Genomic DNA, 23,483 nt, shown 5'->3' on the forward strand with positions numbered 1-23,483 from the left:
GGGGAAATATGAAAGGTATAATTTTAGCAGGGGGAAGTGGAACAAGACTTTATCCTGTAACTAAGGCTATGTCAAAACAAATGGTTCCAATTTATGATAAACCGATGATTTATTATCCTATGTCAGTATTAATGTTATCTGGAATAAGGGATATTTTAATAATTTCTACTTCTAGGGATATTACTAATTTTAAAGAATTATTTGGAGATGGAAGTATATTAGGACTAAATATTGAATATGCAGTGCAAGAGAATCCTAATGGGCTAGCAGAAGCATTCATAATAGGAGAAGAATTTATTGGAAATGACAGTGTTTCTCTTATTTTGGGAGATAATATATTCTATGGGCAAGGCTTGGGGGGATATTTAAGCAGAGCATCAAAGCTAGATTTTGGTGCAATGATATTTGGATATTTTGTTCATGATCCTAGAGCTTTTGGAGTTGTAGAGTTTGATGAAAATAAAAATGTTATTTCTATAGAAGAAAAACCAGATTATCCGAAGTCAAAATATGCAGTTCCAGGATTATATTTTTATGATAGTACTGTAGTAGAAAAAGCAAAATCTTTGAAACCTTCGCAAAGAGGAGAACTTGAAATAACAGATTTAAATAGACTTTATATGGAAGAAAAAAGTTTGAAGGTCCAATTATTTGGGAGAGGTATGGCATGGCTTGATACAGGAACTCATGCCTCAATGTTACAAGCTTCAAACTTTGTAGAAGCTATACAAAACACTCAAGGAACATATATAGCTTGTTTAGAAGAAATATCATATAAAAAAGGCTGGATTTCAAAAGAACAAGTTAGAGAATTAGCAGAACCTATGAGTAAAACAGGATATGGTAAATATTTATTAGATATAATAAATGAGGAGTAGATAAAAATGAAAACTTATTTAGTAACTGGTGGCGCAGGATTTATAGGCTCAAACTTTGTATTATATATGCTTAATAAATATAAAGATATAAGAATTGTAAATTTAGATAAATTAACTTATGCAGGAAATTTAGAAAATTTAAAAAGTGTTGAAGATGATTCAAGGCATATATTTGTTCAAGGGGATATATGTGATGCAGAACTTGTATCTTTATTATTTGAAAAATACAAAATAGATTATGTTGTACATTTTGCAGCAGAATCTCATGTTGATAGGAGTATAAGAGAGCCAGAAGTATTTGCTAAAACAAATGTACTTGGAACAGTTAATTTATTAAACTGTGCTAAAAATGCTTGGGAAACTGAAGATGGATGGAAAGAAGGAGTTAAGTTCTTACATGTTTCAACAGACGAAGTGTACGGATCATTAGGGGAAACAGGTTACTTTATGGAAACAACTCCATTAGACCCTCATAGTCCATACTCTGCAAGTAAAGCTGGATCAGATATGATGGTTAAAGCATATGGAGATACATATAAGATGCCAGTTAATATAACAAGATGTTCAAATAACTATGGACCATTCCAATTCCCAGAAAAGTTAATACCACTTCTTATAAATAATTGTCTTCAATTAAAAGATTTGCCTATATATGGTGATGGATTAAATATAAGAGATTGGTTATATGTTGAAGATCATGCTAAAGCAATAGACATGGTTATTAATCGTGGAAAACTTGGAGAAGTTTACAACATTGGTGGACATAATGAAAGAACTAATATCCAAATAGTAGATACAGTTATTAAATATATTAATGAAAATGTAGATAGCAAGGTAACTGAAAACTTAAAGAAGTTCGTTGAAGATAGAAAAGGTCATGATAGAAGATATGGAATAGATCCAAGGAAGATAAAAGAAGAGCTTGGATGGTATCCAGAAACTACTTTTGAGGTAGGAATAGTAAAGACAATAAAATGGTACTTAGATAATAAAGAATGGATGGAAAGTGTTACATCAGGTGATTATAAGAAGTATTATGAGAAGATGTATAAATAATCCAAAATGAAAAATATGTCTATCTATAAATTTATAGATAGACATATTTTTTATATAGAAGAGAGGTATCCTATGGCTTTATTTAATAAACTGGACAGAGCAATTTTTCTTAAAGAAGAAAGTGAGCTAAAAGTTTATATTTTAAAGCTACAGTAGTTATATAGTAAAGCTCAAGGGAGTTTAAAATATAAGCTATAAAAAGAATTATCCTATAACTCAAAATCAAAGACATTTAGATGTTATAAAGAGAAATAAGAAGTCAAATGCTACTGCAGATCTTCAATCTTCTAATGATGAAGAATTAAAAAGAAGAGCAAAAAGCTTTCCTAAACTTCATAGAGGAGATAAACTAAGTTTTTTAAATAAGTATAGGGAACTTTTAGAGGAATTTAATTGTTTTTTCTGCCACAGTCCATACTTATTACTTTTACTGATAGCCAAGTATTGAATATAGCTATTAATAAATAAACTATATTAGCTATAAATAGATGATTATATAATTGAAGATAATATCTCTATTAATAGAAGCTTCTTAAATAATAAGAAATCTTCAGCGTATTTATTTTAAGATTACTGGAGGCTTAAATTCCATTAATTTTTTTGTATTGAGGTCAACATAAATTTAACACAAGAAGTATACCAATTAACCAGTCTTATGGTATTATATGGATATAGCTCTAGGAGGTGTAATATGAAATATATAATATTAACTTCATGGCTTTTACTATTAATTTTTTATTTATCTTTAATGAAAGCGTCTTCAAAGGAGAATATATTTAGGGGGAGGGAATAGGGAAATTGCAATTATCATAGATTAATTGAGAACTAAACTTAATTTTTATTATTGAAAGCCAAGCTTTGAATTTTGTATTAATAGAGCTATAAATTAATTGTCTTAGATATTAAATAAATTATTATGTATAGAGAATTATTATTGGAGATGAATCAATATAAAAAGGTCGGCGATTGCCGGCCTTTTTGTATTCAACTTATTAATATTAGGGTTTTACATAATCCCAATAAATACATAAAAATTCTAGTAAAATAAATAATTAGAATAGTAAATGTATTTTAATTTCACTTTATTTTCTCAATCTCTTCCTAAACTGGATACTTAATTAATAACAACGTATTTTTAATTATGGTTAGGAGGATGTAAAATGCAATTTTCATTTTTAGGGTTTTCAGTTAAAAAGATTATGGAATTTAAGTTAGATGTTAAGGATTTAGCTATTCTTAGGTATTTTCAAGATTTTATGAAGAGTGGAAAGATGAATTATGAAGAAGTAGATGGTGTTAAGTATTATTGGGTAAGCTATAAAAATATTTCTGAAGAAATGCCTTTCTTAGGCTTAGGTAAGAGAACTATTATGATGAGGATGCTTAAATTAAGAGATTTAGGTCTTCTTTCTCATTATACAAAGAAGGAGGGGGGAACCTTTTCGTATTACACCTTAGGGGATAAGTTTAATGATTTTATATATATTTCAGAAAATAGATCATTAAGTAATATAGAAAATGAAATAAAGGATGATAAGGGCAAATCAAAGGAAGAATTTATAGATGTAATAAATTCAAATAATAGAAGAAAAATAAGTGGACAATTGATTGGGAACATAAATTTAGAAAGAGGAGAATTTTCTAGTGAGGTAAATTCAAATAGTAAGGGAGAACTAACTGAAATTAATAAGGAGAGTATTAATCATAATGAAGAGGATATAAGTATTTCTGAATACCCTAATCAAAATAATAAAGCACTTTTATCTAAGGATATGAATAGGGGCTGTTCACCAAATGATACAACAAAGACTAATCTATTAAATAACTTAACTACTATAAATACTAATGATTTAAAAAGTATAAAAGATAAGTTAGAGTTTATATTAAATTATTTAAATATTAGAGCTAATGTAAATTATAGAATTACTAATAGAAAAACAGTTACCTTAATTACAGCAAGGCTTAGAGAAGGTTTTATTCCTGAGGATTTTAAAGTTGTTATTGATAAAAAGGTTAGTGAGTGGAGTGGTACTACCTTTGAACAATACCTAAATCCTTTTACTTTATTTGGTGATAAGTTTGAGCTTTATTTAAATCAAAAGGTTGCTTCTAAAAAGAATAATGGCAATGGAGGAGTAGGTAATTCTCAGAAAGAAAAATTCTATAAATCAGATACTAGAAAGTTAAGATTTCATAACTTTACAGGTAGAGAAGTTGACTATGATGCTATAGAAAATAAGCTACTAGGATGGGAATAGTAATAATATTTACTGTTAAAGCTAAAAAAGATTTCCAAGTGGGAGATCTAATATTTCTTATGGATAATAAAATAAATAATTAATTAAATAGATTATCTAAATAGGATGCTAGAGGATGATGAACATTAAGGCGCAATAAACTTTTACTTATAAATGGGTATTAAGTAGGGTTCTAGAGACTTAGTTAATAATTAAACGGTATAAGTAATTAGTATTAATTTAGTTTGTATTGATCTTTAGATTTGGATAAATTTAATCAATTCTAATTGGTAAATATTTACAAAATAGATTTTTTGTGTTACGATGTAAATGATTAATGATGCGTGTTACCTTAAGTGGGCATTAGCTAGCTTATTCGTCGTAGGGATAAGTTAGCTTTTTTTATGACTACAACATAGTTATATATTTAAATTTTAATAGGTAGCATAGTTATAACATTGAGGGGAGGGAGATAAAATTTTTATCTGTCATAGTAGGTTAATATAAAGTGATTCTTATCTTAAAGTGGGGTTTTCTTAAAAGTAGATAATTAAAATTGTGTATTTTGTGTGAGTCACTTTCACAGAGTGCAGAATACCTTACTTCACCTGAAGGTTAGAAGAACTAATCCAGGCGCGTAGCAGTGCTTAGCTCTCACTTGTAGAAGGGAGAGTGTTAGCAATGGTAGCGATGGGATAAATTCTACTGGATGATTGGATAATCTTAATTATTTACTTCTAAAACTAAAAAATTATTATTTATAGGGGGAAGGGTATAATGAGAAAGAAGAAGGGGAATGTTTCAAAGAGAATATTACCACTATTCATAGTATTTACTATGTTGTTTTCTTTTGTTCCTGTAAGGGCAGAAGTAAATACAGAAGTAGAGCGAGAGAATTTAGCTTTAGGAAAAAGTGCTACTGCATCAGGATATGAAGAAGGAAGTAATTTTACAGTAGATAAGGTTATTGATGGGACAGTAGATAGACCAGCAGATATTAATAAGGGGGGAAGCTCAAGATGGGCATCAAACCTTAATGCAGTTAAACCATGGATTACAATTGATTTAAAAGAAGTTAAAGCTTTTGATGAAGTTGTAATTGAATGGGAAAGAAGAAATGTAAATTCATATAAAGTAGAAGTATCAGATGATAATGCTACTTGGACTGAAGTTCATAAGAGCGCAACTAAAAATGAAGTTAAAGAAGTTTTAGATGTTGGATCACAAAAGGCAAGATATGTAAGAGTAACTATTGATGATTATTCTCCAACACAAGAAGGTAGTACTATTAGTTGGAATACAGTATCAATATATGAAGTAGAAATATATAATAATGAACCAGAAGTACCAGAGGTGCCAGAAGTACCAGAAGTTATAGTACCAGCAGAGGGAGATAATGTTGCATTAAGTAAAACTGCAACTTCATCAAGCAATGAGACTAATACTTTAACACCTGATAAAGCAGTAGATGGTTTAAAATCAAAGGCTTCTAGATGGGCAAGTGGTGTATCATCAAATCCACAATGGATTACTGTTGACTTAGGTGCTAAGACTCAAATAGAGAATTTAGTTATAGAATGGGAAAGAAAAAATGCTACAGAATATAAAGTTCAAGTTTCTGATGATAATGAAAATTGGACTGATATATATGCAGCTACATCAGCCCCAACTAAAAACAGACAAGAAATTAATTTAGATAAAGCTATTGCTACTAGATATGTAAGAATTTATGTAGATAAACATATAGCAGATGCTGATGGTGTTAATTGGAACAATGTATCTATATATGAAATTGAAATTTACAATGGCGGAATTCCAAAGGGATTTGATGAAATTGCTAATGCAATAAAGGTAAGAGATCTTACAATTGATGATGAAGTATTACCAATGCCAGAAGTACCAGAAGGATATGAAATTTCATTTGTTGGAGCTGATTACGAAGAAGTAATTGGATCTGATATGAAAATAAATAGACCTTTAGTAGATATAAAGGTTCGTGTTAACTTTGAAGTAAAACAAGGAGATAAAAAGGCTTATACTCCTGATATAGATGTAATAGTACCTGGAGCTAATGAAGTTACAGGTAATGAAGTACCAACTGTTATTCCAGAGCTTAGAGAGTGGCTAGGGGGAGCTGGTAACTTTGAAATTAATAATGGATCAAGAATAGTTATTTCACCTTCTTCAGAAGCAGAATTAACTCAATCTATGAAGGTTTTTGCAGAAGACTATAAAGATATAGTTGGAAGAGAAATTGAAGTAGTAGTTTCAGACTCACCAAGAACAGGTGATTTCTATTTTGAATTAAACAATAAACGTCCTGAACTTAGAAAAGAAGGATATTATATGGAAATCGGTGATTTTGTTAAAGTTGAGTCTAATGAAGCAGCAGCAGCATTTCTTTCAACAAGAACAATATTACAAATATTAAAGCAAAATGGAACAACTATTCCACAAGGAATTACAAGAGATTATCCATTATCAGATGTAAGAGGATTTATGCTAGATGTAGGAAGAAAACCTATTGAATTAGATTTCTTATATGATGTTGCAAAACTTATGTCTTGGTATAAAATGAATGATTTCCAAGTTCATTTAAATGATAACTATATCTTCTTAGAAGAGTATTCTAATAATGGAGAAGATCCAATGAATGCTTATTCAGGATTCAGATTAGAATCAGATATTAAAGAAGGTGGAAATAATGGGTTAAATAAAGCTGATTTAACTAGTAAAGATACTTTCTATACTAAAGATGAATTTAGGACCTTTATAAAAGATTCTAGAGAAATAGGAGTAAATATAGTTCCAGAATTTGATACTCCAGCGCACTCATTACCATTTACAAAAGTACGTCCTGACTTAAAAATGGGAAACGTAGGACGTCAAGCAGATCACTTAGATGTTACTAATCCTGAGTCTTTAGAATTTGTTAAAGGATTATGGGATGAATATTTAGATGGAGAAGATCCAGTATTCGATTCTGAAACTACTGTAAACGTAGGAACAGATGAATATGATGCAAAATATACAGAAGAGTTTAGAAAATTTACAGATGATTTATTAGGATATGTGCAAGATGAAAAAGATAGAACAGTAAGATTATGGGGAAGCTTATCAGCAAGACCAGGAAAGACACCAGTACGTTCAGAAAATGTTCAAATGAATATTTGGAATAATGGATGGGCAGATCCTTCAGATATGTTTAATGCAGGTTATGATTTAATTAATACTGAAGATGGAAAGCTATATATAGTTCCAGATGCAGGATATTATTATGACTATTTAAACTCAAGTTATATATATAATAGTTATGAAGTTAGCAAATTTGGAAATGGCGATGTAATTCCAGCAGGTTCACCACAAATGATTGGAGGAACATTTGCAGTTTGGAATGATATGGTTGATAAAAGAGCTAATGGAATAGTGGAATTAGATATCTATGATAGAATATTACCTGCTGTTCAAGCTATATCAGAAAAGATGTGGGGATTAGCAGAAGATAAGAGTTATGCAGAATTCCAAGAAGTTGCAGCTAAGGTTTCAAATGCTCCAAATTCTAATCCAAGATATAAAGTAGAATCTAAAACAGAAAAAGTTTTAGATTACAACTTTAAAGGTGCTTCAAATGGTATAGTACCTGACAATTCTGGAAATGGATATAATTCATTAGCTCTTAATAACTCTACTGTTAAAGATGGAGTATTAAAGTTAAATGGAAACAATAGTTATTTAGAAAGTTCTATAGATAATATAGGACCAAACTATACAGTTTCATTAAGTGTAAAACGTGATGAAAATAGTAATAATGAAGAGCAAGTTCTTTTTGAATCTGAAAAGGGATCCTTTAAAGCAGTTCAAAAGGAAACTGGAAAAGTAGGATTCTCAAGAGAATCATATGATTATTCCTTTGATTATGAACTACCTAAGGGAGAATGGGTAGATATATCAATAGTAGGAAGAATGACTAAAACAGAGCTTTATGTTAATGGAGAATATGTTGATGAAATTAGTAAGACTAGTGCAACTAAGCACAATGGAACCTTTGTATTCCCATTAGAAAAAGTAGGTAGTGAAACAAAGGCATTTAATGGTGAAGTAAAATCATTAGAAGTTTATAATGTTGCTACAAATGTTGCAGATGAAACATTAATTCCACAAGAAACTATGAAGGCAACAGCAACAAGTGAGCATCCAAATGTAGGTTCAGAAGGTTTAGCATCTTTCGCTATAGATGGAAATCCGGGAACTATTTGGCACACAAATTACAATACTCCTGTACAATTGCCACAAAGTATAACATTAGATTTAGGAAAAGCTTATACTATTAATAAATTCTCATATCTTCCAAGAAGCAATGGAGGAAATGGTACAATTACTAAATATGAGCTTCAAGTTAGTACAAATGGAACTGATTTTACAACAGTTTCAGATGGATCTTGGGCAAAAGATGCTACTTTAAAAGTAGTTAATTTTGATGAAGTTCCTAATGTAACACATGTAAGATTAGTTGCAAAAGAGGGAGCTGGTGGCTTTGCAACAGCTGCTGAATTAAATGTTCATAAGGTTAAGGAAGTTACACCAGAACCAAAACCAGAAGTAGATAAAACTGCTTTAAAAATAGCTATAGATTATGCTGATGAAGTTGTAGCAGAAGGTTTACTAGAAGGTGTAATACCAGCTGTAGTAAAAGAATTCAATGCTGCATTAGAAGAAGCTAAAGCTATTTATGCAAATGAAGATGCAACAGAAGAAGAAGTAGATGCATCTTTCAAGAGATTAGTTAATGTTATTTGGATGCTTGAATATAAGCAAGGCGATAAAGAAGTATTACAAGCCCTTGTAGATTCTGCAAAAGAATTAGTTGAGAAGGGATATACTGCTGAATCATGGGCTATTTTACAAGAAGCTATTGCAGCTTCCGATGTTGTACTTGCAGATGAAAATGCAATGCAAAAAGAAATAGATGAGACTTTAGATTCATTAAAAGCCGCTATAGATGGCTTAGTTAGAATTGAAGTTAAGAAAGAAGCACTTCAAAGCTTAGTAAATAAATTAGAAAAACTAGATAAGAAGGAATATACTGAAAAAACTTGGACACCATTTGAAAGTGCATTGAATGCATCTAAAGAAGTTTTAGCTGATGAATATGCAAGTCAAGAAGAAGTAGATTCAGCATATAACACATTATTAAAATCTTATTTAGATTTAAGATTAATACCAGACAAATCTAAACTTGAAGATTTAATAAATAAGGCTAAAGAAATAGATTTAACAAAATATACAGATGAAAGTGCTAATGAGGTAAAAATTCAATTAGCAAGAGCTAGTGAAGTCTTTGTTAATGAAGATGCAACTCAAAAAGAAGTAAATGAAGCAACAAAATCTTTAGATACAGCTATAAATGATTTAATAGCTAAGGGTGATGGAAATGGTGGATCTGATAATAATGGATCCGGAAATAACGGTAGCGGAAACAATGGATCTGGAAATAACGGCAGTGGGGACAATGGAAGCGGAAACAATGGAAACGGAAGTGAAAATGGAAGCGGAACAGGCACACCAAGTGATTCAAATAAAACACCTAATAATGGTGGCAAATTACCAGCTACAGGAGTGGAAAATGGACATTGGGGAATACTTGCTGTTATATGTGTAATAGCAGGATTAGGACTTATGTACAGTAAACGCAAAAAAACTATATCTTAAAAAATATTTAGGGAGATGAATTTTTTCATCTCCCTTATAAATTCCATCATTCAGCTTTGAAAGGGAAAATTAATAATATTAATGCGACTTGGAGCATAGTGACGGAATAGGTAAAATTACATAGATGCACATTTTATTGAGGCTCTGGTAAGCTTGATTTAATTAAGTTCATTATATAGCATATCTCATCATCAGATATTTTGATGTTATATTTGTTATTTAAAAATGAGAACTCACCATTTATTAAATTGTATAAATCGCTATTTTCAGCAATATACTGTTCTTTATCTAAATATTCTGAAGTAGTGTCACCATTTTTTAATCGTCCTACAACAAAGGCTAGATGAAGAGTTACACCAACAGTTTTTTCATAAGATAAGGTAACAGAATGCTTGGACAGTATACTGTTTAAGAATTTAGTTACATCATTAAATAAAACTAAACCATCTATATTATCTATATTTTCATTTATAACTATAGGAATATTTAGCATAGCAGTTTTAAAATTAATTAAATCTTGAAGAGTTTTAATTACATTCATGTTAAACACTTCGTACATAGAATACTGTTTTATATCTAAATCAACAGGAAAAGATGAAACTATAAATAATATTTCATTTTTTTCTTGGAGGTTTATTATCTGTTGTTTAAAATAGTTTTTATCTAAGCAATTTAAACATACTATTTCAAATAAATTTTTACTATAATTAAGATTTGTTTCTAAAAAGCTTTTAATAGCAATTGCAGCCCCTTCAGCTGTTAGGCAAGCAGTTATTATTAGGATTTTATTATTATCTATATTTTTTTCATTAAAGTTTTTATGAGTTTCCACATAGGAGTTAACCATAATTACATCATTATAAATATCCTCTAAAGATAATCCAGATAAGGCTTTTCTTGTAGCCTCTAATACATGCAGGGTTGAAATAAGAGATATAACTTTTATTGGAACATTGAAGTTTTTTCTTATAACATCTGCAAAAGTAGTTAATGACCCCATGTCTACCAATAGAAGATAACCTGCATCAGATGGATTGTTTTTTATTGCATCTTTTAAGTCTTCTAAAACTTCTAGGGGTGCAACTTCTAAGGGGGCATTTATAGAGATTACATAATCTTCACCTAAAAGTTTATTTGCAACGTTTGCCATTGATGTAGCTGTAGACTCTCCATGGGCAATAAGTATTATTTTAACTTTATCTTTAAACTCACTGTTAAAAGTATTATCAGGAATTAAAAATAATGCTAGATATCCTATTTCATCTATTGGAATTGGAGTACGTATATAATCTTCTATAATATTTTTAATTTTAAATGCTACATTAAATTCTTTAGGATAAAGAGTTTTAATTTTACCTAAATTAGAGTTAGATATAGCTTTATTACTTTTTATTCTATTTATTAATGTATTTATATGTAATGCAAAGGCTGCATAAAGATTATTATCAAAAACTATATTTAATTCTTGTACAATAAATTCAACTAATTCGTCTATGAATGATAAAACATTAGAATCAATTATTGTTAATAAGTTTTGTCTATTATTTTCTATTGATGTATTAGAAGTATTTTTAGCAAAATGTTGAAGTATATCTTTTTCTAATATGTGTTCAATATCAATGTCTGATATTTCTCTAGACTTTAGCTTGGCTAATTTTTCTTCTATAAAATTATATATTGAGTCTATATCTTCTTTATAATTGGTATCATCAAGGTTTTGAGCATATCCAGGAAACCTGAAATATTCGACTTCTTCACCTATTAACTTATTCCATAGAACTCTATGTTCTTTTTCTTTATAAAGTCCTTCTTTAATATATGAAGGTAAAATTTTACTTGATATTCTTACATCAGGTTTTTTATTAGTTAAAAATTCTGAATAAGATTTAGCGCAAAGAAGCTGAACATCACTTTTTAATTGACCTATATTATTAGGACAATCATATGAAAGTAAAGCACGAAGTGAGTTTAAAGATACATAAATTTCTTTATTTATTCTATTACTTTCAGCTTTGAAGAAGGTTTTAATTAAGTGAAGACGCTCTTCTAAAGTTCTATCTTTAAGAGATGGAATTGTAATTGTCATAGGAATTCTTCTAGTAAATGTACTTAATAAAGCAGAGTTTGGATCTTCAGTAGTTGCTGATATTATTAAAACGTCAGAAGTTCTTATTTCAGAATCCCCAACTCTTCTAAAGGTTCCAGTATCTAAGAATATGAAAAGAGCCTCTTGGCCTTCAGGTGGTAGTCTATGAACTTCATCTAAAAAGAGAATTCCCCCATCAGCTTGTTCAATTAATCCTACTTTATCAGACTCAGCACCAGTATAAGATCCTTTTTTCACACCGAAAAGTTGTGAGGTAAGAAGTTGAGGGTTATTACTATAATCAGCACAGTTAAATATTATAAAAGGTGAGTCTTCAGATTTAATTTTCATTTCTACAGCATAGCTGTGCATTAAAGAAGCAAACATAGATTTACCCACACCAGTATTACCTAAAATTAAGCTATTAATACCATTAGGTGGATAGAGTATAGCTGATTTAGCTTGTTCTATAGCATGTCTTAAAGATTCGTTATTTTGTGCTAATAAATCTAATTTAGATTTTGTATTAGGTTTATTATTTTCTTGAATAAAAAATAAAACTGGCCTTCCAGAAGACTTGTATAGTTTTCCTTCCTTACATAATTTATTTAATTCATGACTTACATTTGCTCTAGACATATTCATCAGCGAAGATATAGTATTTGTATCTATTCCATCTAAACAATTTAATTGAAGAATTGTTTTATATATTAAATCTTTTTTATTCATAATTAAATAACCTCCTCAATAATTCTTAAATTTACAAGATTTACATTTATACAATGAAAAGGATATCACAAAAAAATACGAATATCAAACAGTATTTAAACATAATTTGTGAGCAGTGTTTAAAATTCAAACACTATTTTTAAAATTTAAACACTATTAAATTTGATTAAACAGTAATGTTTATTGTTTGAATTTTAAATTGAAGTAGTAAAAAATAAAATTTATTTAAGTTTTATAATAATTAGCATAAACCATTGATTTTACTAGCTTAATATTAATATAAAAAGAAAAAATGATAGAGTGAAATAGTGTTTAAATAAATAAAATATATATTTATATAGAGTTTGGCACAAGTATTGCTATATATAATTGTGCCAGAATAAAAATCAGTAATGGAGGTAGGCAAATGGAAGAAATGAATGAATTAGAAATGGCAGTAATGAACATAATTATTAACGCTGGAGACTGTAAAAATCATGCGTATACGGCTCTAAATAAAGTAAATGAAGGTAAATATGATGAAGCTGATGAAGAACTAAAAGCAGCTAATGAAGCTTTAGAGAAAGCACATAATGGTCAAACTTTATTTATACAAAAAGAAGCTAATGGAGAAAAGGTAGATATGTCAGTTTTATTTGTACATGCACAAGACCATTTAATGACAGCAATCACTGAAAAGAACTTAATAGAACAAATTATAGAGTTAAGAAAAGTCGTTAATAAATTAATTAAATAAAAATATTAAAACAAACAAGTTAAAAATATTAAATTTTAGGAGGAAGAGATATGATAGTAATAAAATTATTTTGTGCATCAGGAATGTCAACAAGTGTTTTAGTTAATAAAATGAGAAAGGCAGCTGCAGATAGAGGAATAGAGGTAGAAATTTCAGCTTTTCCAGAATCCCAAATAGACAAGCATTTAGATAGTATGGATGTTGCACTTTTAGGACCTCAAATTGGGTTTAATTTAGCAAAGGATAAGAAGATTTGTGACCCAAAAGGAATTCCAGTTGAAGTAATACCAATGGTTGATTATGGAATGATGAATGGAGCAAAAGTATTAGACTTAGCTTTAAAATTACTAGGAAAATAGATTTTTAATAAAATTAATTAATAATAGTATTAATTAATAATAAAAGGAGGAATAACTAATGAAGTTTCCAAATGATTTCTTATTTGGTGCTGCTTCAGCCTCTTACCAAGTAGAAGGTGGATGGAATGAAGGCGGAAAAGGTGTAACTAATTGGGATGTCTTTTCTAAAATACCAGGTAAAACTTTTGAGAATACAAATGGTGATGTAGCAGTAGATCATTATCATAGGTATAAAGAAGATATTAAGCTAATGGCAGAAATGGGATTGGAATCTTATAGATTTTCTATTTCTTGGGCTAGAATAATACCAGATGGTGTTGGAGAAGTAAATCAAGAAGGAATAGAATTTTATAATAATATAATAAATGAGTGTTTGAAATATGGAATTGTTCCTTTTGCAACTCTATATCACTGGGATTTTCCACAGGTTTTAGAAGAGCAAGGTGGATGGTTAAATAAAAAAATGATTGATGCTTTTGCTAAATATGCAGAAGCTTGCTTTAAAGCTTTTGGTGATAGAGTTAAGCATTGGATAACATTTAATGAAACTATTAATTTCTGTAGATTAGGATATATAGCTGGGGTTCACCCACCAGGTATTACAATGGATCCTAAAAAATATTTTCAAGCTTCTCATAATGTGTTTGTGGCACATGCTAAATCAGTAAAGATATATAAAAGTTTAAGACAATTTGGAGAAATTGGAATAACTCATGTATTTAGTCCTGCTTATAGTATAGATGATAAAGAGGAAAATAAATTTGCAGCAAATCATTGTAATAATTATGAGATATTCTGGTACTATGATCCTATCTTAAAAGGGGAATATCCTGAATATGTTGTAAAGGGTTTAATGGAAAAAGGACTAACTCCTGATTGGACTAAAGAAGAATTAGATTTATTAAAAGAGGCTGCACCGTACAATGACTTTATGGGATTGAATTATTATAAACCTCAAAGAGTTATGAAGAATATTGCTAATGAAGAAATTAATCCAACAAGAGAAAACTTTACTGGAGCTCCTGGTAATCCTTCCTTTGATGGTGTTTATAAAACAGTAAAAATGGCAGATAAGGTTTATACTAAATGGGGATGGGAAATATCACCTGAAGGTTTCTTAGGTGGATTAAGAATGTTAAAGGAAAGATATGGTGATATTAAACTATATATTACTGAAAATGGACTAGGAGATGTAGACCCGATTATAGAAGATGAAGTAATGGATATTCCAAGAATAAAGTACATAGAGGAACATTTGAAAGTAGTTAAGAAAGCTATTAATGAAGGTATAAATCTTAAAGGATACTATGCTTGGTCTGTTATAGACTTATTAAGTTGGTTAAATGGATTTAAGAAGCAATATGGCTTTATATATGTAGATCATAAAGATAATTTAAATAGAAAGAAAAAAGCATCATTCTATTGGTATAAGGAAGTAATTGAAACAAGAGGGGAAAACTTATAAAAAAATTTGTAAGAAAGGTGATATTATAATGAAAAAGATGGATGAAATTAGTGCTAAGGTAATACCTGCAGTATCTAAATTTGCAGGAGCAAAGCCTATAATGGCGCTTAAAGATGGTTTTGTTTTAACAATGCCTATAACACTTATAGGATCAATATTTATGCTTATTAAAAGCTTCCCAATTAAAAATTGGTCAAACATTATGGCTGGTATATTTGGAGAACAATGGGCTGCTCCATTAAACCAAGTAACAGGAGCCACTTTTGATATTATTGCATTAGTTGCAGTTTTTGGTATAGCTTATTCTTATGCAAAAGCTAGTAAAGTATCAGCTGTACCAGCAGGTATTTTATCTATTGTTTCATTTTTAGTAATAAGTAATGCTTTTGTAGTAACAAAAGCAGGGGAAGTAGTTACTGGAGTTATTCCTAAGGTATGGACTGGCGGACAAGGTATGATTACATCTATAATAATAGGGTTATGTGTTGGTGCTATATATTCTTGGTTTATAAATAAAGATATAAGAATTAAAATGCCAGATAGTGTTCCAGAAGGGGTAGCCAATGCTTTCTCAGCACTTATTCCAGGTTTTGTTATTGTTTTATTATCAATGATAGTATATGCAATTTGTAATGCTACTCAAGGAATTTCAATGACAGAAATTATCTATAATATTTTACAAGTGCCAATGCAAAATCTTTCAGATTCTTTAGTAGGAAGTATACTTATAATGGCATTTATGTCTATATTCTGGTGGTTTGGATTACATGGAGCAAACATTATTTTAGGAATAATTTCACCAGTTCTTACAGCTAATTCTTTAGCTAATCAAGCGGTATTAGATGCTGGTGGAACTTTAGTTGTAGGAGAAAATGCAAAAATTGTTACATCTCAATTTGTATCTATATATGCAAAATTTGGTGGGGTAGGAATAACTTTAGGATTAATAATTGCAGCTCTTATTGTAGCTAAATCTCAACAAATAAGACAGTTATCAAAAATGTCATTATTACCAGGATTATTCAATATTAATGAACCAGTTATATTTGGTTTACCAATAGTATTTAATCCAATAATGGCAATTCCATTTATATTAGTTCCAATAATTGCAGTATTAATGATATATTTCTCATTAGTTACAGGATTTATTCAACCATTTGCAGCACTTCAATTACCTTGGACAACTCCTCCAGTTATATCAGGATTTATATTATCAGGATGGCAAGGAGCTGTACTTCAAATATTAATAACTGCAATGGCAGTTGGAGTATATCTTCCATTTGTTAAAATGCAAGATAAAGTTGCATATGAGCAAGAAGTTGCATATGAACAAGAAAATAAAGAAGCTTAATTAAATATATATAAATAAGAAGTAAAGTTTACTTGAGAAATAAACCTTACTTCTTATTTTTTTATAAGTTATTTTACTTAAGGGATGCAACGTATTTTTTTGGAGATAATCCAAACTCATCTTTAAAAGCTTTAATAAAATTTTGATAGTTATTAAATCCACTGTAAATATATGCAGAATCGATAGAAGCTCCATTAAGTAAATAAATTTTAGCTATAATTAGCCTTTTTTTCATAATATATTGATGTATAGTAAACCCAACATACTTCTTAAATTGACGACTTAAGTGATACTTGCTTATATAAAATTTCTGAGACAGTGTGTCAAGAGATAAATCTTCACATAAATTTTCGTTTATATATTGCACCACATCACTTATTTTTGAGTTATGTTCAATATCAATATCTATTTCTTTTGATGAATCAAAAGATGCTCTATTTAGGTATATTAAAAGTTCTGTTATATAAACTTTTCTAAGAAGATTATCACCATAATCGTTGCTGGAACAGACTTTCTCAAGCTTTTCATATATTTTATTAATAATGTGAAAAAGATCAATATTCGGACGAAGAAGGTTATGATGATGCTTTGATGAATTTTCAAAGCAAAGTGTAAGATTAGTTTCATCATTTTCAATAGTTTTCACAAAGTTTGGGTCGATCCAAATAACGATTCGTTCATAGTTTATTCCATTTTCAACTACAGGTTTATGTAACTCTTTATTATTTGTTAGAAGAATATCATTAGGTTTAAGGGTATATGTTTTTCCTTCAATAATATATTTAACTTTTCCAGAAATGAAGAAGAATATTTCATAAAAGTCATGATTATGGTATTCAACATTTATAGGAATATTATCGGAATAATGAAAGAGTTCAAAGTCTTTTGAATGCATTACTTGTCGTGATGAGAATGTTAATATTTTCTTATCCATTTTACCACCCCAAAAAAATTATTATAAATATAGAGTATAGCAACTTTTGTTATTTTTCAAGCAAGATAAATAATAAAAATTGTAAATTATTATATATAATTTAAGTATAGAAAGAAAAAAGCACCATAAGGTATAGTGAGGAATATGGTCAATTAAAACGTATATAGAATGATTTTCTAAGTTTAATGTAATCATATTCCTAAATTTTTATATATAATTTCTATATTAATAAAAATTGCTGAATTTCAGTTAACTTTATTTATAAAAAAGTAAGAAATATATTTGAAAAAGATGAAATATTGGTGCTAAGAGATAATAAAATCAATAAAAAATGATTAATTAAAATTTAAATAAGAGGTGGTTAATATGAAGTTATCATTTAGATGGTATGGAGAAAGTGATCCTGTAAAACTAAAATATATAAGACAAATTCCTAAGATGAGAAGTGTTGTTACAGCTGTTTATGATGTACCAGTAGGAGAAGTATGGAGCCGTGAAAGTATAGCAAAATTAAAAGAGGATATAGAATCAGCAGGTCTTATATTTGATATCGTTGAGAGTGTACCTGTTCACGAAGACATAAAGTTAGGAAAACCTACAAGGGACAAATACATAGAGAATTATATTGAAAATATTAGAAGATTAGCTGAGGTTGGTGTGAAGGTTATTTGTTACAACTTTATGCCGGTATTTGATTGGACAAGGACTCAACTTGATAAAGAGTTAGAAGATGGATCAACAACACTTGTTTATTATAAGAATCAACTTGAAAAGATGGATCCTTTAACTGGAGAATTAGCTCTTCCTGGCTGGGATTCTAGTTATAAGAAAGAAGATTTAAAAGATTTATTTGAAGAGTATTCAAAGATTGATAAAGAAGCTCTTTGGGGAAATTTACAATATTTCTTAGAAAAAATTATTCCAGTTGCAGAAGAAAATGATGTATGTATGGCAATACACCCTGACGATCCTCCATTTGATATATTTGGGCTTCCAAGAATAATAACTGATGAAAATAATATAGATAGATTTTTGAAATTATTTGATAGTCCTAATAATGGGTTAACATTATGTACAGGATCATTAGGATGCACGAAATCAAATAATATCTATGAAATGATTGATAAATACAGTGCACAAGGAAAAATTCATTTCATGCATGTAAGGAATGTAAAAATTTTAGATGATGGAAGTTTTGAAGAGTCAGCTCATTGCTCAGATTGTGGTTCACTTGATATTGTTGAAATTATGAAAATTTTACACAAGAATAAATTCAAAGGTTATTTAAGACCAGATCATGGAAGAATGATATGGGGTGAAACAGGTAGAGCTGGATATGGATTATATGATCGTGCATTAGGCGCAAGTTATATTAACGGTATATGGGAGACTCTTGAAAAACTAAAATAAATTATTATAAATTTGGAGGAGATATTATGAAAATACCATTTGAAATAGATTTAAAAGATAAAGTAGTTGTTATTACAGGAGCAGGTGGAATACTTTGCAGTATGTTTGCAAAAGCAATTGCTGAATGTGGAGCTAAGGTAGCTCTTTTAGATAGAAATCTTGAAGGAGCACAAAACTATGCAAATGAAATTATTAAAGAAGGTCATATTGCAAAAGCATATGAGGTAGATGTACTTAATAAAGAAAGTTTAGAAGCTGCTCGTGAACAAATTGTTACAGATTTAGGAACTTGCGATATCTTAATTAATGGTGCAGGTGGAAATAATCCTAGAGCAACAACAACTAATGAGTATTATTTTGAGGGAGATATAGATAAGAATGATATTACTACATTCTTTGATTTAGATCCTAAAGGAGTTGAATTTGTATTTAATTTAAACTTCCTTGGAACATTAATACCAACACAAGTATTTGCTAAAGATTTATTAAATAAAGAAGACGCAAGCATTATAAATATTTCTTCAATGAATGCATTTACTCCACTTACCAAAATTCCAGCTTATTCAGGAGCTAAGGCTGCAATAAGCAACTTTACTGAGTGGCTTGCAGTTCACTTTGCAAAATCAGGAATTCGTGTAAATGCTATTGCACCAGGATTCTTTGTAACTCAGCAAAATGAAGCATTACTATTTAATGCAGATGGAACTCCAACTCCAAGAACAGGTAAGATTTTAGCAGCTACGCCAATGGGACGATTTGGTGAAAGTGAAGAACTTATAGGAACATTATTATATCTACTTTCAAAACCTGCTTCTAGTTTTGTAACAGGAGTTGTAATCCCAGTAGACGGTGGATTTAACGCTTATTCAGGTGTATAGATAAAACCTTAATTATATATTCATTAATTTAAAGAACTTATTTAGTAAAAGTAATATTAGCCTTCCTTAATGTAAGATTGGATTCAAGTTATATCTTTATAGTATATTTTGAGCTTGGAAAAAATCTTACTTAAGTTAGACTAACAAAGTTAAATATTTAACTAAGTTTAAGAAGGATGATTAAAATGAAAAAATTTATGGATGAAAACTTTTTACTATCCAATCAAACAGCAATAGATTTATATCATAATTATGCAAAAAATATGCCTATTATAGATTATCATTGCCATATAGATCCAAAAGAGATATATGAAAATAAAAAATTTAAAAATATTACTGAAGCGTGGCTATATGGGGATCACTATAAATGGAGAGCAATGAGAAGTAATGGTGTAGATGAAAAATATATTACAGGTGATGGAAATGATTATGATAAATTCTTAGCTTGGTCAAAAACATTACCAATGGCTATAGGAAATCCACTTTATCATTGGGCTCATTTAGAACTTCAAAGATTCTTTGGAATATATGATGTTATAGATGAAGATACAGCTCCATTAATATGGGAAAAGGCTAATAAATTACTTAATGGAGAAGGATTTAAAGTAAGGGACTTAATTAAAAAGTCAAATGTAAAGGTTATTTGTACAACAGATGATCCAACTGATACATTAGAATATCATTTAAAACTTAAAGAAGATGAAAGTTTTGATGTGAAAGTTTTACCAACATTTAGACCAGATAAAGGTATGGAGATAAATGCAGAAGGATTCACTTCATGGGTAAAGAAATTAGAAAAAATATCTGAAGTTACTATCACTAACTATGATGAGTTTTTACAGGCATTTGCATCTAGAGTAGAGTTTTTCCATTCAGTTGGATGTAGAATATCAGACCATGGTATGAATAATACAGTATTATATGCGGAAGTTTCAAAAGAGGAAGCAGAGGCAATATTTAAAAAAGCATTAGATGGACAATCTATAAGTTTTGAAGAAGAAAAGAAATATAAGACTTATACATTTAGATTTTTAGCCAAACATTATTATAAATTAGGATGGACAATGCAACTTCATATTGCTGCACTTAGAAATAATAATACAAGAATGAAGGAAAAACTAGGAGCAGATGCTGGGTTTGATTCTATAAATGATGAAAGTATAGCTTATCCTCTTTCTAGACTTTTAGATTCCTTAGATAGAGAAAGTTCTCTTCCTAAAACTATTTTATATACTTTAAATCCAAAGGATAACTATGTTTTAGGAACTATGCTAGGAAACTTCCAAGGTGATGGAATTCCAGGGAAAATACAGTTTGGATCAGCTTGGTGGTTTAATGATAATAAGGATGGAATGATTGAACAGATGAAAGCCTTATCCAATCTTGGATTATTAGGTCGTTTCGTTGGTATGTTAACTGATTCTAGAAGCTTTTTATCATACACAAGACATGAATATTTTAGAAGAATATTATGTAATTTAATTGGAGAATGGGTTGAAAATGGTGAAGTACCAGAAAATCAAAAATTACTTAAGAAAATTGTTCAAGGTATATGTTATGACAATGCCAATGAATACTTTGGTATTTAAATAAGAATTTATTGTTATAATACTTTATTTAATTTAAGAAAGACATATGCTCCTCTAGTAGATTAAGTTACTAGTTTATTTATAGATAGTATATCAGATAACTTTTTTTAATTTAATAAATATAAAAAGCAGATGATGCTTATGAAAGAGGGAGAGGCTTAATGGACGTAATTACTATAGGAGATGCTATGATTGCAATGTGCCCTAGAGAAAAGGGACCGATAATATTTTCAGATACTTTTAAAAGAAAAGTAGGTGGAGCAGAGCTAAATGTTGCTATAGGATGTGCAAGATTAGGACTAAAAGCGGGTTTTATAAGTAGACTTGGTAACGATGATTTTGGAAAATATATAATAAAAACTGCTAGAGGGGAGGATATTGATATTTCAGAAGTTAAACTTGTGGATGGATATCAAACTTCAGTATACTTTAGAGAAGTTTTATCAGATGGATCTAGTAGATCATTTTATTATAGAGAAAATTCACCAACAAGTACAATGAAATGTGAAGATTTAAATGAAGAATATTTTAGAGCGGCAAAAATACTTCACATAACAGGAGTATTTCCTTCAATAACTAAAAATAATCAAGAGATTATATTAGAAGCAATAAAATTAGCAAAGAAAAATAACTTAACTATCTCCTTTGATCCTAATATAAGATTAAAAATGTGGACAAAAGATGAATCAAAGTCTTATATAGAGAAGATATTACCTGATGTTGATATTCTTTTAATTGGTGATGAAGAAATAAACATATTATTAGGAGATGTTTCTATAGAAGATGCAATAAAAATATTCCATGGATATGGAATAGGAAAAGTTATTGTTAAAAAAGGTTCGAAAGGTGCTATTGGTTCAGATGGTAGGGATATTTATGAAGTAGATGCTATTAAGCCAAAAGCTTTAGTAGACACAGTAGGTGCAGGAGATGGATTTGCAGCAGGTTTTTTAACAGCATTATGTAATGGTGAAAGTTTAGAAGAATGTGTCAAATTTGGAAATGCGGTTGGTTCCTTAGTAGTTGGTGTTGAAGGTGATAATGAGGGGTTACCTTATTATGATGATGTTTTAGTACATTTAGGAAAGTCGAAAAAAATAGAACGATAGAGTTATTTATAAAAAGTAAAAGTAGATTAATGAGATAATTTAAAATAAATATAATGAGGTATAAGAGATGTTTGAAAAAATTTACAATATATTCAAGGAAGAAAAAGCAGTAGCTGTTATTAGAACTAAGACATATGAAGAAGCTAAAGAAATTAGTATAGCAGCAATTGAAGGTGGAATGAAGGTCATAGAAATAACTATGAGTGTACCAAGTGCTCCTCAATTAATAAAAGAATTAAAAGATAAATACAATGGTATATGTGTTGGAGCAGGAACTGTATTAACTAAAGATGCTGTAGATGAATGTATTGAAAATAATGCAGATTTTATTGTTTCTCCTTGTGTTGATGAAGAAATAATAAAATATTCAAATCAAAGAAAAGTATTAATAATTCCAGGATTAATGACAATGTCAGAAGTGAATAAAGTATATAAAATGGGATTAAAATTTATAAAAGTATTTCCAGGAACAGTTGTTGGAAAAGGGTTTATAGGTGCAGTAAAGTCAATATTTGAAGATATTAATATAATGCCAACTGGTGGGGTGAACAAGGATAATATTAGAGAATGGATAGATAGTGGAGCAGATTGTAGTGGTATTGGCAGTGATTTAAATAAGGTATATAAAACTAGTGGAGCTACAGGGGTAAAAGAATATTGCAAAGAAGTTATAACAAATGTAAAAAAATAATCCTATGGAAATGCTTTAGGAATAAGCTCTGAAACTGGAGTTAATTCTAAGGGAGAATATTTTGAAAATACTATAGAAATTGAACTTTAGATTATAGATTATAGTAAAATTGAAGGCTATTGGTAGAAAATAAAAAATTATTCTACTAATGGCCTTTTGTGTTAAATATTTCTAATAATCGTTAAAAAAGCTTTACATGATTTTACATAGTTGTGATATATGAGAAAAATTATATATGATAGAATCCCTATTAGATGGCTTATGAA

General features: G+C 29.3%; 15 protein-coding genes. 13 read left to right on the plus strand and 2 right to left on the minus strand.

Going from position 1 to position 23,483, the window contains the following annotated elements:
• The first annotated feature begins 8 nt into the window (after positions 1-8).
• From rfbA to E5347_RS09055, 4 genes are all read left to right on the plus strand, one after another.
• Positions 9-878 (plus strand): glucose-1-phosphate thymidylyltransferase RfbA, encoded by an 870-nt coding sequence (rfbA, locus tag E5347_RS09040; protein WP_136006598.1) that lies wholly within the window; start codon positions 9-11, stop codon positions 876-878.
• Positions 879-884: 6 nt separating this feature from the next.
• On the plus strand, positions 885-1,934 hold the full coding sequence (gene rfbB, locus E5347_RS09045; RefSeq protein ID WP_136006600.1) for a dTDP-glucose 4,6-dehydratase: 1,050 nt from the start codon (positions 885-887) through the stop codon (positions 1,932-1,934).
• A 1,160-nt stretch (positions 1,935-3,094) separates the two neighbouring features.
• Positions 3,095-4,192, plus strand: coding sequence for a conserved phage C-terminal domain-containing protein (locus tag E5347_RS09050; RefSeq protein ID WP_136006602.1), 1,098 nt, complete (start codon positions 3,095-3,097; stop codon positions 4,190-4,192).
• A gap of 756 nt (positions 4,193-4,948) precedes the next feature.
• Positions 4,949-9,880, plus strand: a complete 4,932-nt coding sequence (locus E5347_RS09055; protein WP_136006604.1) for a discoidin domain-containing protein — start codon at positions 4,949-4,951, stop codon at positions 9,878-9,880.
• Between the two features lie 133 nt (positions 9,881-10,013).
• Here E5347_RS09055 and E5347_RS09060 read toward each other — a convergent pair whose 3' ends face one another.
• Positions 10,014-12,695, minus strand: a complete 2,682-nt coding sequence (locus tag E5347_RS09060; RefSeq protein WP_136006606.1) for a sigma 54-interacting transcriptional regulator — start codon at positions 12,693-12,695, stop codon at positions 10,014-10,016.
• A 415-nt stretch (positions 12,696-13,110) separates the two neighbouring features.
• Here E5347_RS09060 and E5347_RS09065 point away from each other — a divergent pair, with 415 nt between their 5' ends.
• The 4 genes from E5347_RS09065 to E5347_RS09080 are packed head-to-tail and all read left to right on the plus strand — an operon-like array spanning position 13,111 to position 16,606.
• A complete protein-coding gene (locus E5347_RS09065) occupies positions 13,111-13,431 on the plus strand; it encodes a PTS lactose/cellobiose transporter subunit IIA (RefSeq protein ID WP_136006811.1) in 321 nt (106 codons plus the stop codon).
• A 50-nt stretch (positions 13,432-13,481) separates the two neighbouring features.
• Positions 13,482-13,790: a PTS sugar transporter subunit IIB gene (locus E5347_RS09070; RefSeq protein ID WP_136006608.1), complete on the plus strand. Its 309-nt coding sequence runs from the start codon at positions 13,482-13,484 to the stop codon at positions 13,788-13,790.
• Between the two features lie 58 nt (positions 13,791-13,848).
• A complete protein-coding gene (locus E5347_RS09075; RefSeq protein ID WP_136006609.1) occupies positions 13,849-15,255 on the plus strand; it encodes a glycoside hydrolase family 1 protein in 1,407 nt (468 codons plus the stop codon).
• A gap of 28 nt (positions 15,256-15,283) precedes the next feature.
• Positions 15,284-16,606: a PTS sugar transporter subunit IIC gene (locus tag E5347_RS09080; RefSeq protein WP_136006611.1), complete on the plus strand. Its 1,323-nt coding sequence runs from the start codon at positions 15,284-15,286 to the stop codon at positions 16,604-16,606.
• A gap of 73 nt (positions 16,607-16,679) precedes the next feature.
• Here the strand turns inward: E5347_RS09080 and E5347_RS09085 are convergent, their stop codons facing one another.
• Complete coding sequence (locus E5347_RS09085; RefSeq protein ID WP_136006613.1) at positions 16,680-17,540, minus strand: AraC family transcriptional regulator; 861 nt, start codon at positions 17,538-17,540, stop codon at positions 16,680-16,682.
• A gap of 366 nt (positions 17,541-17,906) precedes the next feature.
• Between E5347_RS09085 and uxuA the strand changes: the two genes are divergently transcribed.
• From uxuA to E5347_RS09110, 5 genes are all read left to right on the plus strand, one after another.
• Positions 17,907-18,950, plus strand: coding sequence for a mannonate dehydratase (gene uxuA / locus E5347_RS09090; protein WP_136006615.1), 1,044 nt, complete (start codon positions 17,907-17,909; stop codon positions 18,948-18,950).
• A gap of 26 nt (positions 18,951-18,976) precedes the next feature.
• A complete protein-coding gene (locus E5347_RS09095) occupies positions 18,977-19,828 on the plus strand; it encodes an SDR family oxidoreductase (RefSeq protein ID WP_136006617.1) in 852 nt (283 codons plus the stop codon).
• A gap of 185 nt (positions 19,829-20,013) precedes the next feature.
• Positions 20,014-21,417 carry a glucuronate isomerase gene (uxaC, locus tag E5347_RS09100; protein WP_136006619.1) on the plus strand — a complete coding sequence of 468 codons (1,404 nt, stop codon included), beginning with the start codon at positions 20,014-20,016 and terminating at the stop codon, positions 21,415-21,417.
• Between the two features lie 161 nt (positions 21,418-21,578).
• The gene (locus E5347_RS09105; protein ID WP_136006621.1) at positions 21,579-22,526 is read left to right on the plus strand and encodes a sugar kinase; all 948 of its coding nucleotides are present in this window, start codon (positions 21,579-21,581) and stop codon (positions 22,524-22,526) included.
• Between the two features lie 67 nt (positions 22,527-22,593).
• The gene (locus E5347_RS09110; RefSeq protein ID WP_136006623.1) at positions 22,594-23,217 is read left to right on the plus strand and encodes a bifunctional 4-hydroxy-2-oxoglutarate aldolase/2-dehydro-3-deoxy-phosphogluconate aldolase; all 624 of its coding nucleotides are present in this window, start codon (positions 22,594-22,596) and stop codon (positions 23,215-23,217) included.
• Positions 23,218-23,483: the final 266 nt, after the last annotated feature.

This window comes from Clostridium sartagoforme, assembly GCF_004794105.1.
GTDB classification, from domain to species: Bacteria; Bacillota; Clostridia; order Clostridiales; family Clostridiaceae; genus Clostridium; species Clostridium sartagoforme_B.

Bases quoted from the DNA above. Each gene is read 5' to 3' on its own strand.
- E5347_RS09070 (WP_136006608.1), top strand. From the start codon at position 13,482: ATGATAGTAATAAAATTATTTTGTGCATCAGGAATGTCAACAAGTGTT.
- E5347_RS09055 (WP_136006604.1), top strand. From the start codon at position 4,949: ATGAGAAAGAAGAAGGGGAATGTTTCAAAGAGAATATTACCACTATTC.
- rfbB (WP_136006600.1), top strand. From the start codon at position 885: ATGAAAACTTATTTAGTAACTGGTGGCGCAGGATTTATAGGCTCAAAC.
- E5347_RS09080 (WP_136006611.1), top strand. From the start codon at position 15,284: ATGAAAAAGATGGATGAAATTAGTGCTAAGGTAATACCTGCAGTATCT.
- E5347_RS09065 (WP_136006811.1), top strand. From the start codon at position 13,111: ATGAATGAATTAGAAATGGCAGTAATGAACATAATTATTAACGCTGGA.
- E5347_RS09075 (WP_136006609.1), top strand. From the start codon at position 13,849: ATGAAGTTTCCAAATGATTTCTTATTTGGTGCTGCTTCAGCCTCTTAC.
- uxaC (WP_136006619.1), top strand. From the start codon at position 20,014: ATGAAAAAATTTATGGATGAAAACTTTTTACTATCCAATCAAACAGCA.
- E5347_RS09050 (WP_136006602.1), top strand. From the start codon at position 3,095: ATGCAATTTTCATTTTTAGGGTTTTCAGTTAAAAAGATTATGGAATTT.
- E5347_RS09095 (WP_136006617.1), top strand. From the start codon at position 18,977: ATGAAAATACCATTTGAAATAGATTTAAAAGATAAAGTAGTTGTTATT.
- E5347_RS09060 (WP_136006606.1), bottom strand. From the start codon at position 12,695: ATGAATAAAAAAGATTTAATATATAAAACAATTCTTCAATTAAATTGT.
- E5347_RS09085 (WP_136006613.1), bottom strand. From the start codon at position 17,540: ATGGATAAGAAAATATTAACATTCTCATCACGACAAGTAATGCATTCA.
- E5347_RS09110 (WP_136006623.1), top strand. From the start codon at position 22,594: ATGTTTGAAAAAATTTACAATATATTCAAGGAAGAAAAAGCAGTAGCT.
- E5347_RS09105 (WP_136006621.1), top strand. From the start codon at position 21,579: ATGGACGTAATTACTATAGGAGATGCTATGATTGCAATGTGCCCTAGA.
- rfbA (WP_136006598.1), top strand. From the start codon at position 9: ATGAAAGGTATAATTTTAGCAGGGGGAAGTGGAACAAGACTTTATCCT.
- uxuA (WP_136006615.1), top strand. From the start codon at position 17,907: ATGAAGTTATCATTTAGATGGTATGGAGAAAGTGATCCTGTAAAACTA.